Source organism: Luteolibacter sp. SL250 (assembly GCF_026625605.1).
Lineage (GTDB): Bacteria > Verrucomicrobiota > Verrucomicrobiia > Verrucomicrobiales > Akkermansiaceae > Luteolibacter.
The window spans coordinates 2,107,606-2,134,552 of record NZ_CP113054.1; the positions used below are offsets into that span (position 1 = coordinate 2,107,606).

At 63.4% G+C, this 26,947-nt stretch carries 23 protein-coding genes and 1 pseudogene; 5 read left to right on the forward strand and 19 right to left on the reverse strand.

Annotated features, from left to right (window positions below; all coding sequences use genetic code 11):
• Nucleotides 1–21: 21 nt before the first annotated feature.
• On the reverse strand, nucleotides 22–228 hold the full coding sequence (locus tag OVA24_RS09335; protein ID WP_267674939.1) for a hypothetical protein: 207 nt from the start codon (nucleotides 226–228) through the stop codon (nucleotides 22–24).
• A 138-nt stretch (nucleotides 229–366) separates the two neighbouring features.
• On the opposite strand from OVA24_RS09335, the gene OVA24_RS09340 reads away from it, so the two are divergent.
• Nucleotides 367–1,263: a helix-turn-helix domain-containing protein gene (locus tag OVA24_RS09340; RefSeq protein ID WP_267674940.1), complete on the forward strand. Its 897-nt coding sequence runs from the start codon at nucleotides 367–369 to the stop codon at nucleotides 1,261–1,263.
• 51 nt (nucleotides 1,264–1,314) lie between these two features.
• Complete coding sequence (locus tag OVA24_RS09345; protein ID WP_324287894.1) at nucleotides 1,315–2,535, forward strand: MFS transporter; 1,221 nt, start codon at nucleotides 1,315–1,317, stop codon at nucleotides 2,533–2,535.
• Nucleotides 2,536–2,538: 3 nt separating this feature from the next.
• On the opposite strand, the gene OVA24_RS09350 is transcribed toward OVA24_RS09345, so the two are convergent.
• From OVA24_RS09350 to carA, 12 genes are all read right to left on the reverse strand, one after another.
• Nucleotides 2,539–3,939: a hypothetical protein gene (locus OVA24_RS09350; RefSeq protein WP_267674941.1), complete on the reverse strand. Its 1,401-nt coding sequence runs from the start codon at nucleotides 3,937–3,939 to the stop codon at nucleotides 2,539–2,541.
• Nucleotides 3,936–4,985, reverse strand: a complete 1,050-nt coding sequence (locus tag OVA24_RS09355; protein ID WP_267674942.1) for a hypothetical protein — start codon at nucleotides 4,983–4,985, stop codon at nucleotides 3,936–3,938. The genes OVA24_RS09350 and OVA24_RS09355 overlap by 4 nt, the downstream gene beginning before the upstream one ends.
• 68 nt (nucleotides 4,986–5,053) lie before the next feature.
• The gene (locus OVA24_RS09360; protein WP_267674943.1) at nucleotides 5,054–6,418 is read right to left on the reverse strand and encodes a sensor histidine kinase; all 1,365 of its coding nucleotides are present in this window, start codon (nucleotides 6,416–6,418) and stop codon (nucleotides 5,054–5,056) included.
• A gap of 90 nt (nucleotides 6,419–6,508) precedes the next feature.
• On the reverse strand, nucleotides 6,509–7,159 hold the full coding sequence (locus OVA24_RS09365) for a response regulator transcription factor (RefSeq protein WP_267674944.1): 651 nt from the start codon (nucleotides 7,157–7,159) through the stop codon (nucleotides 6,509–6,511).
• Nucleotides 7,159–8,373 carry an ABC transporter permease gene (locus tag OVA24_RS09370; RefSeq protein ID WP_267674945.1) on the reverse strand — a complete coding sequence of 405 codons (1,215 nt, stop codon included), beginning with the start codon at nucleotides 8,371–8,373 and terminating at the stop codon, nucleotides 7,159–7,161. The genes OVA24_RS09365 and OVA24_RS09370 overlap by 1 nt, the downstream gene beginning before the upstream one ends.
• Before the next feature lie 8 nt (nucleotides 8,374–8,381).
• On the reverse strand, nucleotides 8,382–9,089 hold the full coding sequence (locus tag OVA24_RS09375; RefSeq protein ID WP_267674946.1) for an ABC transporter ATP-binding protein: 708 nt from the start codon (nucleotides 9,087–9,089) through the stop codon (nucleotides 8,382–8,384).
• A complete protein-coding gene (locus OVA24_RS09380) occupies nucleotides 9,086–10,396 on the reverse strand; it encodes an efflux RND transporter periplasmic adaptor subunit (protein WP_267674947.1) in 1,311 nt (436 codons plus the stop codon). Before OVA24_RS09380 ends, OVA24_RS09375 begins: the two co-directional genes overlap by 4 nt.
• A gap of 18 nt (nucleotides 10,397–10,414) precedes the next feature.
• Nucleotides 10,415–11,806 (reverse strand): efflux transporter outer membrane subunit, encoded by a 1,392-nt coding sequence (locus OVA24_RS09385; protein ID WP_267674948.1) that lies wholly within the window; start codon nucleotides 11,804–11,806, stop codon nucleotides 10,415–10,417.
• A gap of 72 nt (nucleotides 11,807–11,878) precedes the next feature.
• The gene (locus OVA24_RS09390) at nucleotides 11,879–12,631 is read right to left on the reverse strand and encodes an undecaprenyl pyrophosphate synthase (RefSeq protein WP_267674949.1); all 753 of its coding nucleotides are present in this window, start codon (nucleotides 12,629–12,631) and stop codon (nucleotides 11,879–11,881) included.
• Nucleotides 12,632–12,705: 74 nt separating this feature from the next.
• Nucleotides 12,706–13,974 carry an adenylosuccinate synthase gene (locus OVA24_RS09395; RefSeq protein WP_267674950.1) on the reverse strand — a complete coding sequence of 423 codons (1,269 nt, stop codon included), beginning with the start codon at nucleotides 13,972–13,974 and terminating at the stop codon, nucleotides 12,706–12,708.
• Nucleotides 13,975–14,011: 37 nt separating this feature from the next.
• Nucleotides 14,012–14,422, reverse strand: a complete 411-nt coding sequence (locus OVA24_RS09400; protein ID WP_267674951.1) for a GxxExxY protein — start codon at nucleotides 14,420–14,422, stop codon at nucleotides 14,012–14,014.
• 8 nt (nucleotides 14,423–14,430) lie between these two features.
• Nucleotides 14,431–15,579 carry a glutamine-hydrolyzing carbamoyl-phosphate synthase small subunit gene (gene carA, locus OVA24_RS09405; protein ID WP_267674952.1) on the reverse strand — a complete coding sequence of 383 codons (1,149 nt, stop codon included), beginning with the start codon at nucleotides 15,577–15,579 and terminating at the stop codon, nucleotides 14,431–14,433.
• A 145-nt stretch (nucleotides 15,580–15,724) separates the two neighbouring features.
• On the opposite strand from carA, the gene OVA24_RS09410 reads away from it, so the two are divergent.
• Complete coding sequence (locus OVA24_RS09410; protein ID WP_267674953.1) at nucleotides 15,725–16,099, forward strand: hypothetical protein; 375 nt, start codon at nucleotides 15,725–15,727, stop codon at nucleotides 16,097–16,099.
• 112 nt (nucleotides 16,100–16,211) lie between these two features.
• Here OVA24_RS09410 and OVA24_RS09415 read toward each other — a convergent pair whose 3' ends face one another.
• The 5 genes and pseudogenes from OVA24_RS09415 to OVA24_RS09435 form a co-directional block, all read right to left on the reverse strand.
• The gene (locus OVA24_RS09415) at nucleotides 16,212–17,063 is read right to left on the reverse strand and encodes a hypothetical protein (protein ID WP_267674954.1); all 852 of its coding nucleotides are present in this window, start codon (nucleotides 17,061–17,063) and stop codon (nucleotides 16,212–16,214) included.
• 234 nt (nucleotides 17,064–17,297) lie between these two features.
• On the reverse strand, nucleotides 17,298–18,719 hold the full coding sequence (locus tag OVA24_RS09420; protein WP_267674955.1) for a DUF4340 domain-containing protein: 1,422 nt from the start codon (nucleotides 18,717–18,719) through the stop codon (nucleotides 17,298–17,300).
• A 49-nt stretch (nucleotides 18,720–18,768) separates the two neighbouring features.
• Complete coding sequence (locus tag OVA24_RS09425) at nucleotides 18,769–20,670, reverse strand: Gldg family protein (protein WP_267674956.1); 1,902 nt, start codon at nucleotides 20,668–20,670, stop codon at nucleotides 18,769–18,771.
• 36 nt (nucleotides 20,671–20,706) lie between these two features.
• Nucleotides 20,707–21,432 carry an ABC transporter permease subunit gene (locus OVA24_RS09430; protein ID WP_267674957.1) on the reverse strand — a complete coding sequence of 242 codons (726 nt, stop codon included), beginning with the start codon at nucleotides 21,430–21,432 and terminating at the stop codon, nucleotides 20,707–20,709.
• 90 nt (nucleotides 21,433–21,522) lie between these two features.
• Nucleotides 21,523–22,188: pseudogene (locus OVA24_RS09435) on the reverse strand (ATP-binding cassette domain-containing protein); the annotation flags it as partial.
• 181 nt (nucleotides 22,189–22,369) lie between these two features.
• On the opposite strand from OVA24_RS09435, the gene OVA24_RS09440 reads away from it, so the two are divergent.
• The gene (locus OVA24_RS09440; RefSeq protein WP_267674959.1) at nucleotides 22,370–22,954 is read left to right on the forward strand and encodes an LON peptidase substrate-binding domain-containing protein; all 585 of its coding nucleotides are present in this window, start codon (nucleotides 22,370–22,372) and stop codon (nucleotides 22,952–22,954) included.
• Nucleotides 22,955–23,065: 111 nt separating this feature from the next.
• Here OVA24_RS09440 and OVA24_RS09445 read toward each other — a convergent pair whose 3' ends face one another.
• Entirely contained in the window at nucleotides 23,066–24,742 is a 1,677-nt protein-coding gene (locus tag OVA24_RS09445) for a DEAD/DEAH box helicase (RefSeq protein WP_267674960.1), read from the reverse strand.
• Between the two features lie 231 nt (nucleotides 24,743–24,973).
• On the opposite strand from OVA24_RS09445, the gene mutL reads away from it, so the two are divergent.
• On the forward strand, nucleotides 24,974–26,767 hold the full coding sequence (mutL, locus tag OVA24_RS09450) for a DNA mismatch repair endonuclease MutL (RefSeq protein ID WP_267674961.1): 1,794 nt from the start codon (nucleotides 24,974–24,976) through the stop codon (nucleotides 26,765–26,767).
• Nucleotides 26,768–26,947: the final 180 nt, after the last annotated feature.

Below are 26,947 nucleotides of genomic sequence, written 5' to 3' on the forward strand. Positions count from 1 at the left end.
GCTTTCGTTTCCTTGTCCGTATCAACGGAACAGGAAATACAGCGCCAGCACGAAGAAGCCGAACCAGACCGATGCCACGTGGGCGACGCCGAAGGATCTCGCGCCGGGGGTTTCCGAAGGATCATCCCGGTGCGGCCCGAAGAGCACGTTGTATTTCACCAGCATCCAGATGCCGAAGAACGACCAGGCAATGAGGAAGAGGGTGAGGCAGATTTTGAGGATGATCATTGGGAACAGGGTTATATTCACCCGGGAGTCCTTGATGTCCAGCCAGCGGGAACACCATGGGAGGCAGGTGGATGGAATAGGGGCTTGTACAGATGATAGGACTCGATTCCCTGTGAAGAAACATGCCAGATCATGGTCATGAACCGCCGCGAGGTGCCGAGGATCGGGATGATCTCCTACGGGGAGGAACGCCTGCGGGAGGATGGTTTCGTGACCCTGCCGCTGAACGAATCGTTCACCATTGATCCAACGCGCCTGCGGCCCCACTACCATGATTTCTTCCAGGTTTCGCTGCTGCTGGGGGATGGTTCGCTGATGCATGATTTCCGTGAGTCGGAGACCACCGGTGCCTCGCTCTTTTTCCTGAGTCCGGGGCAGGTCCACACCATCGTGCCAAAACCGCGGATGACGGGTACCATCGTCTCATTCACCCGGGAGTTCCTGGAGGCAGGAGTGGAGGATGGCTTCCTGATGAACCTGCCGTTCTTCTTCAATTCGGAGCATGCTCCGTGGCTCCGCTTGCCGGACGACCGGTTGCCGTGGGTGAAGGAGGTTTTCCGCCAGCTTCAGGACGAATATGATGCCGCGCCGCAGGGGGCCGCGGAGGTCGCCCGCTGCCTGCTCCGCATCCTGTTCGTGAAAGCGGCGAGGTGGTATGAAGTGGAAAGCCATGTGATCGGGCGGGGTCGCCAGTCCATTCTGGTGAGACGTTTCCTGAATGAGGTGGAGGCCCACCACCATGAGTGGCTGACACTCGACCCCTATGCGAAGGCGCTGGGGGTGACCGTCAACCACCTCCATGATGTGGTCGCGGTGGAGACGGGACAGCCTGCGGGTGAGCATCTCCGGCAGCGGCGGTTGCTCGATGCCAAGCGCCAGCTTCTCCATTCGACAATGAGTGTTTCCGAGGTGGGCTACGGCCTCGGCTTCGGGGATCCGTCGTATTTCAGCCGCTTCTTCAAACGCTATGAAGGAATGACGCCCGCCGAGTTCCGCAAGCGGAGCCGAGAAAAATACCAGAAAGACCACGGTTAGCACCGGTCACTTGGATTGAGGACGGGGAGGCCCGGCGGCACCTTCGCGGGCATGGAAAATTCAACGGCCATCCCGGAGGAAGCACCGCGGGCGACCTCCCATGAAATGGTGTTCGCCCTGTTGTTCGCGATCAGTTTCTCGCACCTGCTCAATGACACGATCCAGGCGCTGATCCCGTCCATCTACCCGATCCTGAAGAAGGACTACGCCCTTTCCTTCACGCAACTGGGCCTCATCACGTTCGCCTTCCAGCTCACCGCGTCCCTGCTCCAGCCCGTCGTCGGCCTGGTGACGGATCGCCGTCCGATGCCGTATTCACTGCCCGTTGGAATGGGCATGACTCTGGTGGGATTGATCGCGCTGGCCTATGCGGGAAGCTTCCACTCCATCCTGATCTCCGCCGCGCTGGTGGGTGGTGGCTCGGCCATCTTCCACCCGGAGGCGTCGCGCATCGCGCACATGGCGGCAGGCAGGCGGCGTGGCTTCGCCCAGTCCCTGTTCCAGGTGGGGGGGAATGCGGGCACCGCTGTGGGACCATTGCTGGCGGCTTGGATCATCGTCCCCCACGGGCAGAAGTCACTGGTCGTCTTCTCCGCCATCGCCCTGCTGGGGGTGCTGGTGCTGTGGCAGATCGGGAAATGGCAGGGTTCGAACCTGCACCGCATCCACCGCAAGCCGAAGTCGGCGGGCGTATCGTCGGTTTCTCCGGTGAGCCGGAACCGCGTCGTCCTCGCCATGACCGTGCTGGTGGTGCTGGTGTTCTCGAAGTACGTCTATCTGTCGTCGCTGACCAGCTACTACACCTTCTACCTGATCGACCGCTTCCACATCTCCGTGCAGAGCGCGCAGATGCACCTGTTCCTGCTGCTGTTCGCGGTGGCGGTGGGCACCATCGTCGGTGGTCCGGTGGGGGACCGCATCGGCCGCAAGCGGGTGATATGGGGTTCCATTCTGGGCGTCGCTCCGTTCTCGCTGGCCCTGCCGCATGTGAACCTGCTGACGACCGGCATCCTGAGCGTGTTCATCGGCCTCATCCTGGCGTCCGCCTTTTCCGCCATCCTGGTCTATGCGCAGGAGCTGCTGCCGGGGAAGGTGGGGATGGTCGCTGGCCTGTTCTTCGGACTGGCTTTCGGCATCGCCGGCATCGGCTCCGCCGTACTGGGCAAGGTGGCGGACATCCACGGCATCAACTTCGTCTTCCAGATCTGCGCGTTCCTGCCGCTGCTGGGCCTGGCGACGGTGCTGCTGCCGGATGTGGAGACGGAGAAGTAGCGGCTACCGTCTTTCCGTGATCCGTTTCATTTCTTCCGGCGGCAGGTTGCCGAACACCTTGTCCCGTAGCTCCGGCTTGTCCGCCAGGACCTCCACCGTCTGGCGGATGAACCGGTCCCGCTCCGGGCCGGGGTGATCACTGATCCACTTCTGGAAGGGTTCCAGAAATTTCGGATCCTCCGCCACGCTCCAGGTGAATCTCGGCCGTCCGGATGTTGTCTCCCTTTCTCCATCCACGAATCCCACCAACTGGCGGATGTAGGCATTGAGGCTTTCTCCCTGGATGGAGCCATCCGCCAACGGACCGAGAAAGGCCGGAAAATCATTCGGCATGCGGAAAAACATCGCCGCACGGAAAGCGTCCGCCTGGAGGGAGTCAGGCAGCTTTGAGATCACCGCCACAGCGTCCTTGGTTGGTCTATAGAGGCATGCCGCGGTCCCCAACCCTCTCGCGGCGTCCAACCCTTGGGTGGTGCCTTCCATGGCCACGACATGGGCGATGGCGGCGTCCGGTTCCTTTTTATAAAGGTTTCCGAGCAGGTTGTTGATTCCACTGTGGGACGTGACCCCCATCTCCCCGGCCAGCCACTTCATCTGCCCCATGATGGCATCGGCGGATCCCGTCTCCATGGCGAACAGGGTGACATGCTGCCGGAGATGGGATGGCGCGTTCCGGACGTAGTCCATCGCCGCCTGCGGATCCTTCGCCCTCAGGTGGTGGAGCATCATCGGCAGCACCACGTTCTGGTATTCCACGTTCAGGGACTCCGCCCAGCGGATCGCCGCCGCTGGGTCTTCCTTGGCCAGCGCCTCCGCGAAACTCTTCGCCATCCCTGCGGACACCCCACCCACCGGGCAACGGTTCAGCCACCGGCTGACTTCCCGAGGATCCAGTTGCCGGAGGTCATCCAGCCGGTCGATCCTGGTGTGGAGCGTGATGTCGTGGCCGATGACGCCTTCGATCCTCCCTACCCAGCGCAGCGCGGCCAACGGTTCCCGGTGGAAAAGCAACTGCACCTGCCGGGGAAAGAACTGGTTGGTCTTCACCTCATAGCCGAACCTTCCGGGCAGCAGCAGCGCAGCCTGGAACGCCGCATCCGGACTGATGCCGATCCACGCGTTGAAGAACGCTTCCACGATCTCCCGTGACGGCTGCGGGTTCGCCTTGAGCAGGGCTTGGAAAAATCCGCGTGGGTCCGTGATCGCGGCTGCGGCGGCATCGGCGGCGGTGATGCCATCCAGATCATGCGCCTCCTTCCCGGGATCGGAGTTGATGCTGGGCCGGGTCGCAGCGACGGATGGCGCGGCACTCGCTTTTCCGCTGCGACCGGGAAGGGGGATCACCGCTCCCAAAAGGCATCCCGCACCGAGGGTGATGGACATGAATTTCGCGGTGTTCTTCATGGTTCCTTCTTCAGCTTGCTGGATGGTTGTTCTCCCAACCGGCGGATCGTTTCCGACCTCAGCGCCTCATCGGAGATGGTCGCCGCCCATTCGGTCGCTGTGGCCGGGTCCGCCGGGGCCAGACGTGTGACCAAAGCACCGATGGCTGCATCCTTGTCCGGTCCAGTGGGAAGCTTGGTGATCCATTGGGAGGCCAGATCCGGATTCCTGTCGGACCACTCCAGGACGGCCTGCCTCAGGCATTCATTGCGCAGTTCCGGATCCGTGATGGTCTGCACCGCCTTCACCGCCGAAACGGGATCCGCCAACCGGAAAGCATCCGCTCCGTTGGCCCAGGATTTCATGAGTCCCGCCACCGCCTCGCTGCGGTGCGTGGATGGCGGCAGTTCCGCGATCATTTCCAGACACGCCTCCGGTGCCCGCGCTCCGAAACCGGCGGCCTTCTTTCCCAACAGCTCCGCACGCTCATCCGGCTTCTGTTGCTCCAGCAGTCGCATCCGCTGCTCCAGCGGCAGTTCGGAAAAAAGGGCTTCCCGCGCGGTGCGGGCTTCCGTGCCATCACCGAGGTTGAATGACAGGGCGATGCAGCGGTCCACATCCTCCCGGGCCATACGGGGCAGTATCGCTTGGAAAACCAACGCCGCGATGCGTCCGTCCTTCTGGCGGGCGAGCCAATCCAGCAGCAGATCGTGATGCGGATTCCGGATGGCCTTCACGAATCTCCCCGCCAGCTCCACGGCCAACCCACGGTCTTCCATCGAGTCGATGTGCGCCATCACCCCGGCGGGATCCGCTTCCATCCATCGCTCCAGCTTTCCGTCAGTGTCTTTTGAAAGCAAAGCGGCGATATCCTCCTTCATCACAGACGCCTCAAGTTCCCTGACAGTTTCGGCGTGCCCTTGCTCCTCCTCGGGCTGATGGGTTGCCATGGCCAGACGGATGGCGACCAATCCCGCGGCACTGGCTGCACCCAGGGCACCGCCCCCGATGATCTTCCACAGCCGTTGGTTCACAAGGTGCATCGCACCTATCTGGATAACCGGCATGCCGGTTCAGGACAATGGGTTTAGCGTAAATTCGGATTTACAGAGGCCGAGGCAAAACCATCCCTCCCTCAACTCTTCGGCAGAGAAACCCGGAACACCGTGCCTTCGCCGGGCGCGCTGGTGACATCGATGGTGCCATCATGGTTGTCCACGATGGCTTTCACGATGGCCAATCCCAATCCGGAGTGACCGCCGGTCGCGGCGCGTGCCGGATCGACACGGTAGAAACGGTCGAACAGGTGCGGGAGATGCTCCGGGGAAATGCCCTTGCCGGTATCCTTCACCTCCAGGACGGCGCGGCCTTCTTCGCCGGAAAGCCGCAGCGTGACGCTCCCTCCGGGATCCTGATGGTGGATCGCGTTCGACAGAAGGTTCACCACCACCATCGAAAGGGATCTGGAGTCACCATGGACGGAGACCTCAGCGAGCTGCGGTTCGATCCGGATCTGCCGTTCATCCGCCAGCGGACGGAGGAGTTTCACCGCATCGGACACGATGGTGGTCAGGTCGCAGGACTCCTTGGTGAGCGTGGACGAGTTGCCGTCCTGCCGGGCGAGCACCAGCAAGGACTCCACCAGTGAGCGCATGCGTTCCGCCGCATCACGTGTGGTGGAGAGGATGTCACGGTATTCCTCCGCGGGACGGTCGCGCTTCAGGCCGCGGGAGGTTTCTGAAAGGATGACGGTCAGGGGCGTGCGCAGCTCGTGGGAGGCGTCCGCGGTGAACTGCCGTTGCTGGTGGATGGCGGACTCCAGCCGGTCGAAGGTGTCATTGAGCACCCGGCTCAGGCGTCCCAGTTCGTTGTCCGTGTCGGGAATGTCGATCCGCTCGGACACATTGCCATTCGTGATACGGGAAGCGGTGCGGCTGATTTTTTCGATCGGGCGGATGGCCCGGCCGGACAGCCACCAGCCGCCGATGAGGCCGAACAGCCAGAGACCCGCACCCAGTCCGCTGATCTGCAGCGCCATCGTCCGCAGGTCCGCGACGTCCGGGGAGATGTCCCGCCCGACGATGCCGTGGAAGCCGCGCGGCCCCCTGCGGATCAGCTCGCGGGTCAGGCCGTGGCTCGTCCGTTTCGCCCGGTCATCGATTTCGGTCCGGGTTGGCCGGACGAGGTCGGCGGGCGCGTTCGCGGAGCGGAAAAGCACGTTTCCATCGTGGTCCCAGTAGCAGAGATAGACGCTCTCCGTCGCGTTCGGGTCGAACAGCCCGCGCATGAAATGCGGCAGGTCGCTGGCGGCGTTCAGACCGGCCAGCATCGCCCGGATGTCCTCCGTGGTAGGCGGCGTGTCGGGCTTTGAATCCGTCGCTTTCTCCCATACCCGGCGCATGAATGACCGCTCGAAGTTCTCCAGCTCCCGCCCGACCCGTTCCGCGCGGTCCTCCGCCGCCAGACGGTAGGCCAGCAGGCACAGCGCCGTGATGACCACACCCAGGATGAGCGCGTGCCAGAGCTGGACGCGCCAGCGCAGGGAATGGAGGAAGCCGATCAGGGGCGTGACTTGGTTGGAATGGGGAGGTCACTCGATGGCATAGCCATGTCCGCGCCGCGTGACGATGAAGTCGTGGCCGAGTTTCTTGCGGACGTTCGAGACATGGACGTCGAGCAGGTTGGAAAGCGTGTCGTCATCCTCATCGAAGAGGTGTTCGTAAAGCTCGCTGCGTGAGATGACCTTCGGCCGGTGGCGGGCGAGGTATTCCACCAGCGCATACTCACGCGGGGTGAGGGAGGCGGCTTCCCCGGACAGGAAGACGGTGCGTGCCGCGGTGTCGATGGTGACGTCGCCGATCTCCAGCAGGTTGCTCGCCTGACCGCTGTTGCGGCGGATCAACGCGCGGATGCGGGCCAGCAGTTCGTCGCCGTCGAAGGGCTTGGTCAGATAGTCGTCCGCTCCCGCGTCCAGTCCCCGGATGCGGTCCGGAACGGCATCCCGTGCGGTCAGCATGAGCACCGGAGTGGTGTTGGCCGGCCGCAGTTGCCGCAGCACCTCCCAGCCGTCGAAGACCGGCAGCATCCCGTCGAGGATGATGCAGTCGTAGGCGTTCGATCCTGCCTTGAAGAGTCCGTCCTCGCCATCGCTGGCGGTGTCCACGGCGTAGTTCTCCTCGCGCAGGCCCGCGGCGAGGCTGCGCTGGAGCAGGGGATCGTCTTCGATGAGGAGCAATCGCATTATTCGTGTCTGAGTGCTTCGATGGGATCGAGTGCGGCCGCCCGTCTTGCGGGCATGAAGCCGAACAGGATGCCGACGGCGGCGGAGAAAATGAAGGCGATCACGTTGATCTTGGGATCGAACATGAAGGGAACCTCGATGAGCTTCGACAACCAGACGCAGAGTCCGAACGCGAATGAAATGCCGACGAGGCCACCGAAGGAGGAAAGGGTGATGGCCTCCACCAGGAACTGCAGCAACACCTCCCGCGCCCGCGCGCCGATGGCCAGGCGGATGCCGATCTCCCGTGTCCGCTCCGTCACGGAAACGAGCATGATGTTCATGATGCCGATGCCGCCGACCAGCAGACTCACCCCCGCGACCGCGCCCAGCAGGGTGGTCATCACCTTGGTGGTGGAGCTGAGGGTCTCCGCGATCTGGCGGGTGTCCATGATGTTGAAGTTGTCGTCCTCGTTCGGACCCAGGTTCCGACGTTCCCGCATGATGGCGGTCACCTCATTGATGATCTGGTCGCTGGAGGTCTGGTCGTCCCCGGAGATCATGATCTGGTCGATGGACTTCAGCGACGCCGCGCCCTGCACCCGGCGTGCGAAGGTGGTGAGAGGCATGATGATGGTGTCGTCCTGGTCCTGACCGAAGCCCGTCTGGCCCTTGCCCGCGAGCACGCCGATGACGGTGATGGAGGCGGTTTTCACCCGCATCCGCTGGCCTATGGGGTCAACGTCGCCGAACAGCTCCCGCTTGACGGTCTGGCCGATCACGCACACCGCAGCGCCATGCTGCACGTCCTCGTCTTCGAAGAATCTCCCGTCCGCGAGGTTCCACTTCGCGATCTGGAAATAAGCGGGGGTGGTGCCCGCGATGCGGCCGGAGCGGGCCTTCTGGAGGAAGCCGGTGCTGACCGTGGAGTCCTCCAGCGCCGCGACATTCCGCAGACCTCCCACCTGCTCCGAGATGATCCTTGCGTCCTCGAGGTCGAACTGCGGGATGCCCGGACCGCCACCCCGCCCGAAGCCCATGCCGGGGCGGAGGACCAGCAGGTTGCTGCCCAGATTGGAAACCTGGGACTTCACCGCCTCGGTGGCGCCGCGGCCCAGCGTCACCATGGTGATGACCGCGGCCACGCCGATGACGATGCCGAGAACGGTGAGGAACGCCCGCATCAGGTTGCGGCGGATTTCCCGGAGGGCGATGAGGAAGGTGTTGAAGAACACGGCGTGGATCAGTTGAAGATGTCGGATTCAATCAGACCGTCCTTCACCCGGATGATGCGCTTCGCGTAGGCGGCGACGTCATCCTCGTGGGTCACCATGATGACGGTGATCCCGCGTTCCTCGTTGAGATTCCGGAGAAGGTTCATGATTTCGATGGTGGTGGAGGAGTCCAGGTTGCCCGTCGGTTCGTCCGCGAAGAGGGTGCCTGGCTCGGTGACGATCGCGCGGGCGATGGCGACGCGCTGCTGCTGGCCGCCGGACAGTTCGGCGGGAGTGTTCCGGTATTTGTCCTGAAGGCCGACGATCTTCAGTGCCTGGTGGGCCTTCTCATGGCGTTCCTTTCCCGGAACCCCGCGATAGAGCATGGGAAGCTCCACATTCTCCAGCGCGGAGGTCCGTGCGAGCAGGTTGAAACCCTGGAAAATGAATCCGAGCGCGTGGCGGCGGAGCAGGGAGCGTTCGTCGGAACCCAGCTTCTCGACGGCGATGCCATTGAAGCTGTAGGTCCCACCGGTCGGCACATCCAGGCAGCCGAGGATGTTCATCAGCGTGGACTTTCCCGAGCCGGACGGCCCCATGACGGCGAGGAACTGGCCGGCGGGGATGTCCAGATCCACACCACGCAGCGCTTGGAACGCGGCGTCCCCCTGACCATAGGTCTTGGTCAGCTTGCGGAGCTGGATCATGCCGCTGTGGCTTGGCGTGGGGGAACTCATGGTTTGGTCGGCGCGAGAATCTGGCGGACGATGATGGGGGCACCCTCTTTCACTTCGTCAGTGATGATCTCGGTGTTCCGGCCGTCGCTGAGTCCGGTCTTCACGGAGACCATTTCGGGGTTGCCGTCCTTCAGTACCCACACGGTGGCCATGCCGGATTTCCCCTCGCCATGCTCCCTGCCGCCTCCCGGAGGACGGCCTCCCCGCCGGCGGGGGAACTGGAACGTGATCGACTGCATGAAGGTCTTCTTCTGCTGGGGGCCGTCAGCCTTTGAGTTCGGGTCCTGAGGCTGGAAGCGGAGTGCGGTGGCCGGGACGAGGAGCACCTGCTCGCGGTTGGCCACGTCGATGGTCGCGGTGGCCGTCATCCCCGGCCGCAGGGTCAGGTCGTCGTTGGAGACTTCAAGCTCGGCTTGGTAGGTGACCACGTTGTCGAGGATGGTGGAGCCGTAGGAGATCTTCTTGACCTTGGCGGTGTAGGTCCGGCCGGGCCAGGCATCGACGGTGAAGGAGGCGCTCTGGCCGCTCTCCACCTTGCCCACATCCGCTTCCGCCACGGCGACGAGCAGTTCCATCTTCCGGAGATCCTCCGCGATGACGAAAAGCTCCGGCGCGTTGAAGGAGGCGGCGACGGTCTGGCCGACTTCCAGCGAGCGCGTCAGCACCACTCCATTCACCGGGGACTTGATGATCGCTTTTGCCAGATCGCTTTCGTTGGCGAGCAGGTCGGCTTTTGCTCCGGAGACGGCGGCGCTGAGGTTTTCGAGATCGGCCTTGGCACGGTCAGCGGCGGCGTGCGCTGTTTCCATCTCCGCTTTCGAAGGTGTCCGCCCACCGGACAGCTTGTGGAGATCCTCCAGCCGTTCGAGATTCGCAGCGGATTCCCGCACGGTTGCCTGGGATTGCTGGACCCGTGCTTCCGCCGCGGCGAGCGTCGCGCGGGTTTTCTCGGTCTGCTGGTTGAGCTTGCGGGTATCCAGCTTCGCGATGTCCTGGCCCTTCGTCACCTCATCGTTGGTATCGACATAGACCGCCTCGCAGATACCGGAGAGTTCCGAGCTGACGGTCACCTTGTTGGTGGGCTGAAGGTTGCCGGTGGCGGTGATGCCGAGGGAGATGTCGCCGCGCTTCAGTGGCTCCGTGACGAAGACGGGCTTCCCTTCATCCTGGGCGGATTTCGCGCGGTAGTAGAGGAAGCCACCGATCACCGCGAGGACGGCGAGGATGGTGATGATCCATTTCCGCACCGGCTTCGGACGGCCGCTGTGGACGATGGTGGCGAGGTCTTTGGAGGACTCGGATTTCATGAGAGTGATGGAAAGAGGTTATTTCGACCAGCCGCCGCCCAGCGCCTTGTAGAGCTGGATGTAGGCGATCGCGCGGTCGGATTGGGATGAGATGACGCTTTCCTCCAGACCGAGGAGGGTGCGCTGGGAATCGAGGACAGTGAGGATGTCGGTGACCCCGGCTTCGTACCGTTGCTGGGAAAGATTGGCGGCGGATCTGGCGGACGTTTCGGCCTGGCGGAGGGCTTCCAGCCGCTCGGCGGACTTTTTGCAGGCGATGAGGGAGTCCTCCACCTCGGAGAGGGCGGTCAGGACGTTGGAGCGGTAAGTCTGCACCGCCTGTTCCTCGAAGGCCTTGTTCGCGGCGATCTCTGCACGGATGCGGCCCGCGTCGAAGATGGGGCTGGTGATCCCCGCTGCCAGTCCGGCGGTGGCGGTCTCCGGGTTGAACAGTTTTCCAGAGGTGATGGTGTTCAGTCCCAGCGAGCCGGAGAGATTCAGGGATGGATACTTTTGTGCTTCCGCGGAACGGACACTGGCGGCGGCGGCCAGCAACTGGTAGCCGGCCACACGGACGTCCGGACGTTGGCGGATGGTGTCCGCGGGGATCCCGATGGCGAGCGACTGCTGCGGATTCGGCACCGCCTTGCGGCCGGAGTTGAGGATGCCGTCGAGCGTGCCCGGGTTCTTTCCGGCCAGCCGGTTGATGAGGTTGCGCGTCTGGGCGGCGGACTGCTCGAGGGACGGGATGGAGGCCCGGGCCTGCTGGAGGCTGGTGAGCGCCTGGTCGGCCTCGAGGGTGTCAATGATGCCCGCCTGCTGGCGGAACTTCGCGATGTTGTAGGTTTCCTCGCGGCTGCCCAGGCTGGCCTTCACGGTGGCGAGGCGCGCCTCCAGCGAGCGGAGCGTCACGTAGGAGATGGCCACTTCGGAGGCGATGGCGGCCTGGACGGAGTTGTAGTTCTCCTCCGTGGCTCCCAGGTTGGCGGCTGCGGTCTGGAGCTGGCTGCGCAGTCTGCCGAACAGATCGATCTCCCATGAGGCGCTGAGGCCGGTGGAGAACGAGTTGGAGGTGGTGCCGATGCTATCGTTGCTCGCCGCGTTGTAGTTCGTGCCGGCGGATCCGTTGAGGCTCGGGAAAAGGGTCGAGCGTTGGGCGTCGAAGTTCGCGCGTGACTCACGGATGCGTGCGGAGGCGGTGGCCATGTCCGGGCTGTTCTCCAGGGCGGTCGTTACCAGCCGGTTCAGCACCGGGTCGTTGAACTTCGTCCACCAGCGGGACAGGTCGCGGGAAGGGGAGGCGACAGGAAATCCTCCGGCATTCTTCCAGTCCGCGGGCAGCGGCTGGTCGGCATTCAGTCCGGTGTGGGAGGCACAACCGGAGGCCAGCAGCGCGGCGAAGGAAAGGGTGAGCAGTCGGGCGGGGTTCATCGGCGGATGGGGTGAAACTATCGCCCGGTACCTTTAGGAAAGGTGAAGATCCGCCGGATCCGTGGGATTTTCTCAAAGCGCGCCGAACCGGCGGTGGCGCGACTGGTATTCCTTCACGGAATCGAAGAGGTCCCCCTGGCGGAAGTCCGGCCAGAATTTCTTCACGATCACGATCTCCGCGTAACTGATCTGCCACAGCAGGAAATTCGAGACCCTTAGTTCCCCGGAGGTGCGCACCAGCAGGTCCGGGTCAGGGATGCCTGCGGTTTGGAGCCGGGATGCGAAGGCGTCCCCGTCGATGGCAGCGGGAGAAATCTTTCCCGCAAGGGCATCTTCCGCGAGCGCCTTGGCGGCAGCCACGATCTCTTCCCGCGCTCCGTAGGAAAGCGCGAGCACCAAGGTCATCGAGCGATGCCCCGCCGTCCGGGCCATAATCTTCTCCAAGCGCTCCCGCGTCTTCTGCGGCAGGCGGTCGAGCTGGCCGATGGCCTGCAGGCGTACCTTCTGCTTGTCCAGTTCCTTCGCCTGCTCGTCCAGGAAGCGGTCCAGCAGGTTCATCAGCGCCTGCACCTCATCCTCCGGACGGTTCCAGTTTTCCGAAGAGAACGCGTAGAGCGTGAGATACTCCACGCCCAGTTCCTTGCACGCCTCCATCACCTCGCGGATGGACTCCGCACCGGCGCGGTGGCCCTCCCGGCGCGGCAGGCCCCGCTCCTTCGCCCATCGCCCATTGCCATCCATGATGATGGCGATGTGGCGGGGGATGTCCGGATGCTTGGGCATGGATTCGGTCGGCGGATTCTCGTTGAGTGTGGCGGATTTCACGGGGGAAAGGAAACCAACACTTGTGACGGGATGATGAAGACGGCGTTCGTTTTCCACGAAAAGCCTCAGGCTCATCAGACCACCAGCGTCTGCACCCGGTCCGGTCCGACACCGACGAAAGCCAGCGGCGCGCCGCACAGCTCCGACAGTCGGGTGAGGTAGGCCTTCGCGTTCGCGGGCAGATCCTCGTAGCGGGTGGTGGAGGTGGTGTCGCTCAGCCAGCCGGGCAGCGTTTCATAGACCGGCTTCGCCTTGTCCCATGCGGAACGGTCGGCGGGAGGAAGTTCATGGACCACGCCGTCGATCTCGTAGCCAGTGCAGATCTGGAGCGTCTTGTATTCGTCGAGACCGTCCACGTTCGTCACGGCCAGGCCGGTGACACCGTTCACCATGCAGGCGAAGCGGAGCAACACGGTGTCCAGCCAGCCGCAGCCGCGCGGGCGGCCGGAAACGACGCCGAACTCACGGCCCAGGCCATGCAGGTATTCGGAAAGCCCTTCATCGACGGTTGGGAACGGACCGGAACCGACACGTGTGGTGTAGGCCTTGCACACGCCCACCACGCGCTGGATGGCGTTCGGTGGCAGGCCGGACCCGGTGCAGGAGCCGCCGGAAGTCGTGTTTGAGGAAGTGACGAACGGATAGGTTCCGTAGTCGATGTCCAGCAGCGTGCCCTGCGCGCCTTCGAAAAGGACGGTCTTTCCTTCCTTCCATGCCTTGTGCAGCACGGGGATGGTGTTGGTCACGTGCGGGCGCAGGCGCTCGAAGGCGGCATAGACTTCCGTGATGACCTGCTCCGCGGTGAACTGCGGCAGGTCGTATTTCGCGAGGATCTCATTCACCTCCGCAACCCGGCGCGTGACCTGGGCGGTGGTGAATTCCTTGTCGAGCAGGTCCGCGATTCGCAGGCCGCAGCGGTTCACCTTGTCCGCATACGTCGGGCCGATGCCACGCTTCGTCGTGCCGATTTTCTGGTCGCCCAGCGCGATCTCGCGCGCCGCGTCCAGTTCCTTGTGGAACGGGAGGACGACGTGCGCGCGGTCGGAAATGAGGAGCTTCTCCGCGGTGATGGACACGCCCTGGCCTTCATTCCGCTCGATCTCCGCGACCAGACCCACCGGATCAACCACGACACCGTTGCCGATGACGTTGATCTTGCCATCCCACAGGATGCCGGAAGGAAGCAGGTTGAGGATGTAGCGGACGCCCTTGGCGATGACGGTGTGGCCGGCGTTGTTCCCGCCCTGGCCGCGCACGACCACGTCAGCGGTTTCCGTCAGATAGTCGACGACTTTGCCTTTTCCTTCGTCTCCCCACTGGAGACCTACGACGATGGTGTTCATACGGATTGGAGGATTTGAACCGCGAATGGACGCGAATTCACGCTAATGAAGAGGGTTGTATTGAAGAGAGGACGATGCGTTCCCACTCCAGCTTTCGTTTCTTGAAGTTGAGGATGACGCCCACGCTCAGTTTGCTGATTCGCAGATAATTGAGCATCTGGCCACGTTCGATTTGGGTGATCCGCTCGATCGTCTTTGTGTCGATGATGATTTGGCCGTAGGCAATGAGATCCGGAATGAACTCTCCGACCATCTGGTTTCGCCAAACGACCGGAAACCGTGGCTGCTGGACGAATGGAATACCCCTGTGGAGCATCTCCACCGCCAGGGCGTTTTCATAGGGCTTTTCATGCAGGCCATGACCGATTCCATTCAGGACTTCGAACGCGCAGGAGACGATGGAATACACTTCATCCTTGAAGATCAATTCGCGTCCATTTGCGTCCATTCGCGGTTTTACTTCTTCGCTTCGTCGATGAGCGCGGAGAACTCCTCGAAAAAGTAGGCGGCGTCGTTCGGACCGGGGGCGGCTTCCGGGTGGTATTGCACGCTGAAGACGGGGTGGGTCTTGTGGCGCATGCCTTCCACGGTGCCATCGTTGAGGTTGATGTGGGTCACCTCCACGTCGTCCGGGAGGGAGTCCGGGTCCACGGCGAAGCCATGGTTCTGGGAGGTGATGGAGATCCTGCCGGTGCGCAGGTCCTTCACCGGCTGGTTGCCGCCACGGTGGCCGAACTTCAGTTTGAAGGTGGTGCCGCCGAAGGCGTGGGCGAGGAGCTGGTTGCCTAGGCAGATGCCGAAGATGGGCTTCTTGCCGATGAGCTGCTTCAGTTCCTCGTGGATGTAGCCGAGCGCGGACGGATCCCCGGGGCCGTTGGAAAGGAAGACACCGTCCGGATCTTTTGCCAGCACTTCGGAAGCGGGGGTGGTGGAGGAAACGACCTCCACCTCGAACCCTGCCTGGCGCAGGCGGCGGAGGATGTTGTACTTCAGACCGAAATCATAGGCGACGATGCGGTGCTTCACCGGCGGCAGGTCGGCGTAGGGACCGGAGATGTCGGCGAGGGCGTTCGGCAGGATCCATTCGCGGGACTCCGCGGTCCAGTCGTAGGCCTCCGCGGTGGAGACTTCCTTCACGTAGTCGGAACCGGCCATGGAAGGCGCGGCCTTTGCGGCGGCGATGGCGGCTTCCTTGTCGAGTTCGGTCGTCAGGCAGGCCTGCATCGCACCGCGGGAGCGCAGGTGTTTGGTGAGCGCGCGGGTGTCGATGTCCTCGATGCCCAGCACGCCGTGCTCCGCCAGCCATTCGGAAAGTGGCTTGTGGGAGCGCCAGTTGGACGGGACCTCGCAGAGTTCCCCGATCACGAATCCACGGATGTGCGGCCCGTTGGACTCGTCGTCCTCCAGGTTGATCCCGTAGTTTCCGATCTGTGGATAGGTCATCGACACGATCTGGCCCCGGTAGGACGGGTCGGTGATGACTTCCTGATACCCCGACATCGAGGTGTTGAAACAAATTTCCCCGGTGGTGGTTCCGGTGGCTCCGAACGCGGTTCCTTCGAAACAGCGTCCGTCTTCCAAGGCGAGAATAGCGGATTTCGGCACGGCGGGGCGGAGGCTAGGTGGGGGGGCGGGACGATGCAAGAGAATGCTTGGCCTGCACGTATCATCCTGAAGAATGACCGCTCCCGGGTACAAATCGGCTGAAAATTTCAATTGCGACGCAGTCTCAAAATGCTACGTTCCGCCCGTGAGCAATTGTTGCCCGAGCATCGAACCGGCCCGTTTCTGGCGTGTGAGCGCCGCAAAGGTGGTGGAGGAACTTTTCCGGACCACTCCGGAAGCCGCTTGGGATGATCTGCTCGACCTGCGCGGTCTTCTGATCCACGGCACCGACTGGGAGGAAGTGCTGGAGTGCTTCCTCGGCTGCCGCCGGAAACTGGAGGAGGATCACTACCTCCCGTTCTACCGCCTGCGGAAGATCCTCGCCTCCCATCTCCAGTTGGAGCATGACGGAGCCTCTCTGGAAACGCTGCTCCGGCAGCGGGACTTCAGCTTCCGCAAGTGGCAGCGCAACGCCCTGCGCAAGGGCAAGCCGGCGCGCATTCTGGAAGGCGTTGCCTGAGTGAACTCTTGTAGGGGAAGTCGTGGGACTTCCTGCTGTGGGGAAATTTTCAGGCAACCCGGGGCATTCACCGGGCGACACTCCTTCGACGGAGGTCACGGATCGGAGCCGGTCAAACCGCTCTCCGGCGACGGCACACGAGTGCGAGGCCGGGAACCAACAACAGGGTCGTCCCGGGTTCGGGAACGAGGATGCTCTCGAACGTCGTGGCCACGCGGATGTCGGAAAAGCTGCCGCCCTGCGGTTGGGTGGCGTTCTGGGTGGTGATGATCCCCAAACTGACGTTTGCGGTGATCGTGTTGGATCCCAGCGAACTGCCACCGTTCCAGACAAAATTTTGACCGGTGATCTGGACATCGGGAGCGCCCAGTGCGTCCTGCTCCGCGCCCAAGTCGGGATCGATCCAGAGATGGTAGATGTCGTCGTTGGTGTTGGCTCCCTGCGCCATCCGGACCAGCAGGGTGTGGCCGGCGGTGCCCGGCGTGGTGGTGGACAGCGCCTGGGCGCTCAGGGTCGCACCGGAAGCCCCGGTCGCCAGGAACGCCTTTCCGCTGTCGATTCCGAAGATGATCCTCTGCCCCGCAGCACCGCTGTCGCGGTGGAGAGGGATGGAGACGAACGCCGCCTGCAGCGTGTCGGTCGAAATCGTTGCCATGGCCCAGAATTCCTGGTGGAGGGCAGTGGAGTCCGTCGTGGCCGCGACGCTGAACTGGGCGTATTTTGAGACAGCGGTGCTGGAGGTCGTCTGCGTGCGGGTGAAGGAAAGGATCCCGCCGTCTGGGGAAAACGTCCCGTAGGAGTCATTGGTGGCGGTCCAGGTTCCGGAGACATTCGGCCCGGTCACGGTCCTGCCATGAATGGAACCGGACGGATAACTTGAGAAATCCTGGTGGAGCAAGACCGTCGCCTCACAGACAACGGCGCCCAGACACAAGAGAGCGGTGATGAAGGCGGGGGCTTTCATGGATTCCATGTTTCTAGAATGGAGCGGGCCCACCTCACAACCCGGAAATCGGAGTTTCATGTCCGGGCAACTTCGCTAGGTCAGCGGACGCCGTGGGACGTCCGGCTGAGGGTAGTCCATGGCGAAACAGAGCCGTTTTGTCAGCAGGCATGCGCCCCGAAATTCAACGCTCCATCCTCCAAACGGAAATGGCCCGGGGTTGCCGGGCCATTCCATTCATCAGTTGGAGATCGCTTATTTCTTTTCAGGAGCTTCGGCGGGCTTCTCTTCGGGAGCCTTTTCCTCCGCCGGCTTCTCATCCGCCGCAGGGATGCTGACCGGCGGTGTGACCGCTTCGACAGGCTCGCTGACCGCTTGGTTGGAGGGGCCCATCCCCGGCACGATCATGCCGGGAGGAAGGTTGAATCCGCCGCCCTGTGGACCGGCTTGCGGGGCTTGTGCGCCTTGCCCCTGGGGTTCGGGTGGCTTTGTGAGGGTGGCGCGGTCCTTGAGCAGTTGCTCGAAACTCGCCTTCGCCACCTGGAAGGTGTAGGGGGCGAATGACTTCACCCGCGCGAGGGATTCGTTCAGTTCCTTCGTCCGGGTGGCGAACGCTTCATCCTTGGTCTTCGCGTCCTCCGGCTTTTCGCCTTCCTCCTTCTTGCGCTCCTTGGGAATGTCCGCTTCCACGACCACGCTCACCAGGAAGGTGTCCTGCGCGGCGGGGGATGGATCCTCCGGGTTGGAGGAGGCGGGTTTCTCATCCGGTTTGGATGGGGTGAAGGTGATGGTGTAGGTGATGCCTTCGAAGGTCTTGATCACGGCCACGCGCTTCTGGTCGGCGACAGCGCGCTTTTCGATGTCGGCCTTCGGCACCACGTCGTCGAAGCGGTTGTAGGCCAGCAGGCTCTTGAGCGAGTTGGCGGTCGCAGGCTCGATGGCTTCGTTGTCTGCGGCTCCATCCAGGGAGAATTCCGCGTCCTCGCTGTTCCGCACGGCCTTCCAGGCGATCTCGTCCTTGCCCGGCAGGGTGACGGAGATGGACTGGATCTTCTCGATGCGGAGGAACTCATCCGCGGCGAGCCAGCTTTTCGGTTGGTCGCTCAGGCTGGGAAAAAGCTCGCTGGTGGCATAGAATCCGGAATCGTCCGCATGGTTGCGGACGAACCGTCCGGTGGATCCACCACCTGCCAGCGGCACACCGCTGCCGGCCGCGGATTCGATGTTCTTGCCGACGGTGAGGTTGGCCAGTTCCTTTCCGGCGGAGTCCTTGAAGATCACGTTGATGCCGTGCTCCTTCGGGTCCTTCGAGCTTTCATCCATGCCGAAACGTGCGGCGAACGACGGGCCCGCCTGCATGCTCTGGGCGATCTTGAGGTCGGCGACGGTCCGGAGGAGGTCGTTGACGCTGTTCACGCCGTTCGACTTCGCGGGGAAATCCTCACGCTGGGGGACGATCCACTTGCCGTCCTTCCTGGCAAGCGTCACGGAGGAGTCCGCGCCCTTGATCTCGATGGTGGCGACGTCGCCCGCGGGGAAGGATTCCAGCAGGGTCTGTCCGGCGGCGCGGTTGGTGGCGCTTTTGGTCTCGTTTTCCTTTCCGCGTTTGATGAGGGCGACCGATGCGGCCAGCACGGCGGCGACGATCCAGAGGATGATGACCTGACGTTTGTTCATGGGAGAGTGGGGAAATGGCTGTAGGTTGATTGGTTCGGACTCCGCGGGATCAGCGGGCGCGGGTGGAGGAACGACGTTTCAGGAAGAGGCCGAATCCGAAAAGAACGACGAGGGCGGGCATGGCGGCGACGTTCAGAAGGGTGATCCGTCCGCCCAGTTCGTCTTTCTGGCGGCGCAGTTCCTTCTGCTGGTCGCGGACCATCCGCGCGTAGTTGACCTGCTCCTCGCGCAGCTTGCGGATCTCCGCTTCCTGCTCGGGGGAAAGGTAGAGCTCGCTGCCCTGGGTTTTCTGGGCCTGCAGTTCGGACAGCTTGCGCTGGGCTTCCTTCTGCTTGGTCTCGAATTCGGTGATCTTCGCGCCGACGTTCTTGTTGAACGCGGCCTCCATCTCCTGGACCACCGTGAACGGCCTGCGCAGGGCGGAACGGGAGCGGGAGCCGATGAGGTGCTTCGAGCCGATGGCCTGGTCGATGATGTTGAAAAGCATCGTCGCGTTGCCGTTCATCGGGCTGGCCATCTGCATGCCGCCGAAGTTCTGCACGTTGTAGGCGAAGCGGTCGTAGAACGCGTCCACATCCGCGATGAGGAAGACGTTGCCGTCCTGCGCACTCTCGGTCAGGTGGGTGGGTTTCGCGTCCTCGCCTTCTTTCTTCTCTTCCTTCGGTTCCTGCCCTTCTGCGGTTGGCTTGCCGTTCGGGAAGGCGGTCTTGAATTTTCCGCTCAGGTGGGTGACCAGGTCGAATGCCTTGCCCTCCGGCTTGAGGGAGGTGGCGAGCGTTGGGTCGATCTGGGAGGCGCGGACCGCGTCCACGAATCCGGCTTCGGTGGAGGAACGGACGAGGGTGTTGACGGACACGCCGCCGCCGCTGGTGCGGTTGAACGCACCCGGAAGGAACAGCACCACGGAGCCGAGGTCCTTGGTGATCACGTTGTCCTTCTGCGGCATGGAGGACTGAGGCAGGGAAAGCACGGCCAGACCCTGGCGGTTGCCTCCCAGCGCGGTGGCATGGGTGGGGTCGGCGAGAACCTTGACGGACTCGAAGGAAACGCCCCAGGCGGGGAGCAGCTTCGGCAGGGTGGAGCTGACCGGGATGCCCTGCTGGCCCATCATCGGGTTTGCGTTGCCACTCAGCATCTGGGCGGAGACGGAAAAGGCGTCCAGACCGGCGATCACGGTGCCGCCGCCGAGCAGGTACTGGTCGATGGCGAACTCACCTTCGGGGGTGATGCCGGCGGGGTGGAGGACTAGGAGGACCTTCAGCTCCTTGGGGTCCAGCTCCGTGTGGTTCAGTGGCATGTACTTCACCTCGTAGGACTGCTTGAGCTGCTGGAAGACGACCCATGCGGGGCTGCCCTGCTGGCCGGGCATCATCGCGGGCTGGCCGGCCAGGTTGAAGGCGGACATCACGCCCACCACCGGCTTCTTCGGCGTGCTCACTTCGGAGATGGCCTTGGACAGCTCATACTCGAACATCGTCTCCTGGTTGGGATCGAGGAACGGCAGCACGCGGGTCCTGTCCAGGCAGGCGACGGCGATGCCGAGGTAGAGGTTCTCGTCGTTGATGCGCTGGCCGCTGATCTCATCCAGATTGGCGGAGTCCTCCGCGTCCGTGTCAGGCTCAGGGTCGATGTTTTCGACGCGGATCTTGCCATTGGAGAGGGAGACATACTCCTTCAGGAGATCATCCACGCGGCGCATGTGGATCTTCAGATCCTCCGGCATGTAGGGGGAGTTCCGCGTCGCATAGTAGCGGATGACGACGGGGGTATCCAACTCGGACACCAGACCGCGGGTGCCTTCGGAGAGGGTGAGGATCTTGTTCTCGGTGAAGTCCACCCCCTTGTTCCCGAATGGGGTCAGGGAGATGAGCCAGTTGGCGAGGATGGCGATGGCGGCGAGGGCAGCGATGCCGAGGGCCGCCCGGGTAACCGGATGTGTGGTTTTGGCCATGGTCGATGGAGGAAAGGAATGGGTGGATTGCGGGGTTCAGGCGCGCTTGGCCGAAAGGATGGCCCCGGTGCCGAGCAGGGGCAGGATGATGAGGCTGCCGAACCAGATGAGGTCCTGGACGCGGAACAGCCCGCGGGAGAGGGAGCGGAAATGCTCCCAGACACCGAAGGAGGTGAGCACCTCGACCACGGACGGGGCGGCGATTTTACGGAGTTCCGTGACGACCGGCTCGTAGGCGACGATGACCATGATGGCGCAGACCGCGGACGACACGATCAGGCAGACGACCTGGTCCCGGGTGCAGGCGGACACCAGCATGGTGATGGCGATGAACGTGCAGCACACCAGGAAGCTCCCCAGGTAGCCGGAGAGGATCGCCCCGTTGTCCGGGTCACCGAGGTAGTTGACGGTGATGACGATGGGGAAGGTGAGGAGCAGGGCGAGGAGCCAGACCGTCGCGGGGGCGAGGAACTTGCCGATGATGGCGCTCCAGGTGGAGATCGGCATGGTGCCCAGCAGCTCGATGGTGCCAGTACGCTGCTCATCCGCCCACAGCTTCATGCCCACCGCAGGGGCGAGCAGCATGTAGAGCCACGGGTGCCAGGCGAAGAACGGCCACTCCAGGGAGGCGTCACCCGCGGCGATGAACGCACCGAAGGAGAACGTGAAGCCAAGGGCGAACAGCAGGAAGATGACGATGATCGCGTAGGCGGTGGGCTGGGTGAAGTAGCTTTTCAGCTCGCGTTTGTAGATCGTGAACATGGATTGGGGAAAAGTGGGCTGTTAGGGGGATCAGGCGGCGGTGTCCCGGGTGGTGACGGCGCGGAACAGGTCGGTGAGGGAACCGGTGCCGGAGCGTTCGACCAGCTCCGCGGGGGTTCCGTCCGCGACAATCTTGCCGCGGTCCACGATCACGGCGCGGGTGCAGGCGGCCTCCACTTCCTCCAGGATGTGGGTGGAGAACAGGATCGCCTTGTTCTGGCCGAGGCGCTTGATGAGCTGGCGGACCTCGTGCTTCTGGTTCGGGTCCAGACCGTCGGTCGGCTCGTCGAGGATCAGCACCTCCGGATCATGGAGGAGCGCCTGGGCGAGGCAGGTGCGGTGGCGGTAGCCTTTGGAAAGGGTGTCGATGGACTGGCGGGCCACGCTCTGGAGGAAGCAGGTCTCGATGGCTTTCTCCACGGCGTCATTCCGGTCGCTCCCGCGCAGTCCGCGCACGCTGGCGCAGAATTTCAGGAAGCCGGTGACGGTCATGTCATTGTAGAGGGGGGCGGACTCCGGCAGGTAGCCGATCTTTGTCTTTGCCTCCGCCGGACGGTCCGTCACGGAGATGCCGCAGACTTTCGCATCCCCGGAGGTGGGGGGGAAGAAGCCGGTGACCATCCGCATGGTGGTGGACTTGCCGGCGCCGTTGGGTCCCAGGAAACCCAGGACTTCGCCCTTCTTCACGGAGAAGGAAAGATTGTCCACGGCGACTTTGGTTCCGAAGGATTTGGTGAGGTTTTCAACTTCAATCATGGGAGACGGATCAATGATGGGACAGGCGTCTTAGCGGCGCGGGCCCGGATTGCTGTTTTGAAAAGACGGCGGGAGCCATTTTTTCAAGCGAAAACCTCACGGATGCGGTTGCACGGAACTCTCCGCGGTGCTTGTCTGATAGGAAATGGCTGGCTTGGAACTACCGGAAAGATGCGGCGTCATGCTGCTGCCGGACTGCACCCTGTTTCCGCACGGCGGCCTGCCGCTGTATATCTTCGAGCCGCGCTACCGGCGGATGCTGGAGGATGCCATGGAGGGGAGCTGCTTTTTCGCCGTGACCCGCCTGATCGGCGGGGAAAGCCCCCGTCCCGCGGATTGTTCCGCCCCGGTGGGGACCATCGGGCTGGTGAGGGCGTCGCGGGAGCAGAATGACGGAACCTCCCATCTCCTCCTCCACGGTGTGATGAGGGTGCGCTTCCTCCACTGGCATTCGGACGAGCCCTATCCTTCCGCCACCATCGAGCCGGTCCTTTCCCGCTTCCAGCCGGAGAACCAGGCGCAGGCGGCGATGCTGACGCTCCGCGGCGCGGTGGAGGACGCCATCAGCGACCAGCCGCCGCTGGTGCGTGACGGCATCCTGAAGCTGGTGGACCGCGCGGACAGCCCGGAACTCATGACCGACATCATCAGCCAGCAGTTCGTCCACGACCCGGACCTGCGCCAGCGCCTGCTGGAGATCGACGCCGTGGAACAGAGGATCCCGCTGATCTGTGGCTATCTGGAGAAAGCTAGAGAGGGGAGCTGATGCTTCGCTGGCGAGCGAGGGATCATCATCGAATGTCATCCGCTGGATGAACGAAAAGAAGGGCGGCCATCGACCGCCCTTCCATGAAGACTGGGATCATCCGATTCAAAATCACTCCGGTCCCCGGTCGTAGTCGATCCGGAAAGGCCTGCCGCGCAGGCGGGCGTTGCGGGTGCGCTGGATGACCTGGTCGGCCATTTCCGCCGGGACATCGACGAGGGAGTGTTTCGGGAAAAGGGTGATGCGGCCCAGGCAGCCGTCCGGCAGACCGGCTTCCCGGTACATCATGCCGACGATCTCCTTCGGCAGGACGCCGTGGGTTTTCCCCAGTGAGAGAAAAAGGCGGGCCATGCCGGGTTCCCGGTCGATGGGTCCGCGCGGTGCACGCTCCGGGCGTGGTCCGCGGTCTTCCCTTTCCTGGAACGGACGGGGTTCACGCGCGGGGCGGGCCGGGCGTTCACGCTCGCGGTCCTCCTCGATCGGCTCGCCTTCGCGGCCGGAGGCTTCACGCAGCATGGTGACCAGTGCTCCTGCGATGTCCGTGGGGGTGTGGCCCTGCTCCAGCAGGCGGTCGATGTGTTCCTGGTGGGAGTCGTATTTCGCGGACTCCAGGCGTTCCTTGAGCTGTTCGAAGATGAGGTCGGCGCGGCGGCCCTCCACCTGCTCCACGGACGGGATCTTCTCCCGCTTGATGACCTGGCGGATGTAGCGCTCGATGGCCTGCAGACGGTAGATCTCCCGGCCGAAGACGAAGGAAACGGCGCGGCCGGAGCGACCGGCGCGGCCTGTCCGGCCGATGCGGTGGACGTAGTCCTCCGGATCCGTCGGCAGGTCGTAGTTGAAGACGATGTCGATCTCGTCGATGTCCAGTCCGCGTGCGGCGACGTCGGTGGCGACGAGGAGTTCCACTGAGCCGTCGCGGAAGCGTTTCAGCGTCCGCTCCCGCATCTGCTGGGTGATGTCACCGTGCAGGCGGTCGGCGGCGTAGCCACGGTTGATGAGGTCTTCCGTGCACTCGTCCACGGAGCGCTTCGTGTTGCAGAAGATGATGCCCAGCCGCGGCGGGTTCATGTCGAGGATGCGGGAAAGCACCTCGACCTTCGAGCGCTGGCGCACCTCGAAGTAGGACTGGTCGATGGTGGAGACGGTCTTCGCCTTTTGCTGGATCTCCACTTTCTGCGGCTCGTTGCCGAACTTCTGGATCAGCCGGGCGACGCCGGGGTTCATGGTGGCGGAGAAGAAAAGGGTCTGGCGGTCCGCGGGCAGCGCGGCGAGCAGCTCGTCCATCTCCTCCTTGAAGCCCATGTCCAGCATGCGGTCCGCTTCATCGAGGATGGCCATGCGGATGTTCGACGGATCGAACGATCCGCGGCGGAGGTGGTCCAACAGGCGTCCGGGAGTGCCGACGACGAGCTGGGTGCCCATACGCAGGGCGCGGAGCTGGCGGTCCATGGGCGCGCCGCCGTAGACGGGGGTGGCGTGCAGGCCGGGGAGCTTCGCACCCAGGCGGTGGACTTCCTCACAGACCTGCACGGCGAGTTCTCGCGTGGGGCAGAGGATGAGGACCTGCGGCACGGCCAGTTTCACATCCAGCTTCGCCAGGGCGGGGAGGGTGAATGCGGCGGTCTTTCCGGAGCCGGTGGCGGAAAGGCCGAGGATGTCCTTCCCTTCCAGTGCGGGAGGGATGCTGAGCGCCTGGATGGGCGATGGCTTTTCATAGCCCAGCGCCTCGACGGCGGCGAGGAGCGGGGCGGGGAGTCCGAGTTCGGAGAAAGGAGGCGTATCCATAAGACGTGGGGTACAATGCACGCCCTTGGAAAACGGATCCGTTGGCGCGGGACGCAGACGCAAACGCTGTTTTGGAGAGGATGACAAGCACGGAATGTATTGTTTTTCCGGGCGGAAAGACGGCATTTCTGGCCGGAACCCACATTCTTCCCGCCACGTGACGCGGCCCTGGCATGCCATGGAGGGTTGGGGATTGATGCCCCGGGGGAAGAGGAGTTAATTCGTGGCGCGATGCCAAAGATCCGGGTTCTGTCAGACATCCTCGCCAGCCAGGTGGCGGCGGGGGAGGTCGTGGAACGCCCGGCATCCGTGGTGAAGGAGCTGGTGGAGAACAGCATCGACGCCGGGGCGGGGGAGATCCGCGTGGATACGGACCGCGGTGGTGCGGCGTTGATCCGGGTGAGCGATGATGGCTGCGGCATGTCCCGGGAGGACGCGCTGTTGTCCTTGGAACGCCATGCGACGAGCAAGCTGCGGACATCCGCGGACCTTGGGGAGATCCGCACGCTGGGCTTCCGCGGAGAGGCGGTGCCCAGCATCGCCAGTGTATCCCGTTTCCGCATGGTCACCCGTGAAGCAGGCGTGGATGTGGGGACTGAGATTTCAGTGGATGGAGGTACGGTCAGGGACGTGAGGGATGCGGGCTGCGCCCCCGGCACGGTGATCGAGGCGAAGGCGCTTTTCTTCAACATGCCGGCGCGGAAGAAGTTCATGCGCGCGGAGAGTACGGAGTCCGCCCACATCGAGCACCAGGTGCGGCTGCACGCGCTGGCCGCCCCGCAGGTGAGATTCCGGCTGCGGCGGGACGACCGGGAGGTGTTCGACCTGCCGCCGGCGGACTCCGCCATCGGTCGCGTGCGCCAGATCGTCGGGACGGATCTGGCGCGTGAGTTGATCACGGTGCCGGAAACCCGCGGAAACGGTGTGTCCGTGACCGGGCTGCTGCTGCCGACGGTGCACGCGCGGAAGGGGCGGCGGCATCAGTTCGTCTTTCTGAACGGCCGGCCGGTGGAGGATTCCGTGATCTCCCGGGCGCTGGTGGAGGGTTTCCGCGGAGGGCTGGCGGATGGCATGCAGCCCGCGGCCTGGCTGTGGATCGATCTGGAGCCATCACTGGTGGATGTGAACGTCCACCCGGCGAAGAGGGAGGTGAGGTTCCGGCGTCCGCTGGATGTAAGGGACGTGATCCTGGAGGCTGTGGCCGATGCGCTGCGTCCGCCTGCTGCTACCGTGGCCAATGTGGCCAATGTGGCCGCCACCGCCGCGGTGGTGGAGCCGGCGGCGGAGGTGAAGCCACTTCCCATGAGCCAGCCGGTGCGGGAGGCCGCGCCAGCGGTGCGGCCATGGGCGGCGGTCGCCAGAGCGGTCCAGCCGCTGCTGCCGGTGTCCGCTCCAGAGCGGACCGTGCCAGAGGAGATGGAGGAAACGCGGTTGGAGAATCCGGCCCCGGCGCGGTTCCGGGTCCTGGCCCTGCTCCACCAGCGTTATATCCTGCTGGAGAGTGCGGATGGACTGGTGGTTTTCGACCCCAAGGCGGCCCACGAGAGGATCCTCTATGAAGGACTGCTGCGCAGGCACGCTCAGGGCATCTCCGTCCAGGGCCTGCTGGTGCCCGTCCTCATCGAGCTGGATCCCCGGGATCTGGATGCGGTCTTGAAGGAAAGGGAGGCACTCGCGGAGATTGGCATCGAGGTGGCCGCGTTCGGTGGCAACACGCTCCAGATTTCAGGACTTCCGGCTTCCATTCCAGTGGACCAGCCGGTGGTTTTCATGCGGGAACTGCTGGATGATCTGCTGCATGACGGGGTGCCGGGGAAACGATTCGCCTTCGAGAGATTGGCGAAGCTGCTGGCCAGGAAGGCGGCCCAACCGGTGAAGGCCAGCCTGAGGGAGGCGGGGCCTCTGCTGGACGAGCTGTTTTTGTGCGAGCTTCCCTATTGCGCCGCAGATGGCAGGCCGACCTTGAGCGAGTTCAGCCTGCAGGATCTCGCCAGGCGTTTCAGCGGGGGCCGGGAGCTCCGCTGACCGGATTGGTAAGTTTTTATAAAATATCTTGATATCCTGAATTAGATCTCTAATATCTGGTGGATTTCGGACCCGTTTTGAGAGAGGTAGGTGCTTTTGTTCCAAGTGGGGATAGAGGTTTGATCCTTGGAAAATGAACGAAAGGCGTTGGTGACCGCCTAATCGTGATTTCGTTCAATA

Bases quoted from the DNA above. Each gene is read 5' to 3' on its own strand.
- OVA24_RS09335 (WP_267674939.1), bottom strand. From the start codon at position 228: ATGATCATCCTCAAAATCTGCCTCACCCTCTTCCTCATTGCCTGGTCG.
- OVA24_RS09340 (WP_267674940.1), top strand. From the start codon at position 367: ATGAACCGCCGCGAGGTGCCGAGGATCGGGATGATCTCCTACGGGGAG.
- OVA24_RS09345 (WP_324287894.1), top strand. From the start codon at position 1,315: ATGGAAAATTCAACGGCCATCCCGGAGGAAGCACCGCGGGCGACCTCC.
- OVA24_RS09350 (WP_267674941.1), bottom strand. From the start codon at position 3,939: ATGAAGAACACCGCGAAATTCATGTCCATCACCCTCGGTGCGGGATGC.
- OVA24_RS09355 (WP_267674942.1), bottom strand. From the start codon at position 4,985: ATGCCGGTTATCCAGATAGGTGCGATGCACCTTGTGAACCAACGGCTG.
- OVA24_RS09365 (WP_267674944.1), bottom strand. From the start codon at position 7,159: ATGCGATTGCTCCTCATCGAAGACGATCCCCTGCTCCAGCGCAGCCTC.
- OVA24_RS09375 (WP_267674946.1), bottom strand. From the start codon at position 9,089: ATGAGTTCCCCCACGCCAAGCCACAGCGGCATGATCCAGCTCCGCAAG.
- OVA24_RS09380 (WP_267674947.1), bottom strand. From the start codon at position 10,396: ATGAAATCCGAGTCCTCCAAAGACCTCGCCACCATCGTCCACAGCGGC.
- OVA24_RS09385 (WP_267674948.1), bottom strand. From the start codon at position 11,806: ATGAACCCCGCCCGACTGCTCACCCTTTCCTTCGCCGCGCTGCTGGCC.
- OVA24_RS09395 (WP_267674950.1), bottom strand. From the start codon at position 13,974: ATGAACACCATCGTCGTAGGTCTCCAGTGGGGAGACGAAGGAAAAGGC.
- OVA24_RS09400 (WP_267674951.1), bottom strand. From the start codon at position 14,422: ATGGACGCAAATGGACGCGAATTGATCTTCAAGGATGAAGTGTATTCC.
- OVA24_RS09415 (WP_267674954.1), bottom strand. From the start codon at position 17,063: ATGAAAGCCCCCGCCTTCATCACCGCTCTCTTGTGTCTGGGCGCCGTT.
- OVA24_RS09420 (WP_267674955.1), bottom strand. From the start codon at position 18,719: ATGAACAAACGTCAGGTCATCATCCTCTGGATCGTCGCCGCCGTGCTG.
- OVA24_RS09425 (WP_267674956.1), bottom strand. From the start codon at position 20,670: ATGGCCAAAACCACACATCCGGTTACCCGGGCGGCCCTCGGCATCGCT.
- OVA24_RS09430 (WP_267674957.1), bottom strand. From the start codon at position 21,432: ATGTTCACGATCTACAAACGCGAGCTGAAAAGCTACTTCACCCAGCCC.
- OVA24_RS09440 (WP_267674959.1), top strand. From the start codon at position 22,370: ATGCTGCTGCCGGACTGCACCCTGTTTCCGCACGGCGGCCTGCCGCTG.
- OVA24_RS09445 (WP_267674960.1), bottom strand. From the start codon at position 24,742: ATGGATACGCCTCCTTTCTCCGAACTCGGACTCCCCGCCCCGCTCCTC.
- mutL (WP_267674961.1), top strand. From the start codon at position 24,974: ATGCCAAAGATCCGGGTTCTGTCAGACATCCTCGCCAGCCAGGTGGCG.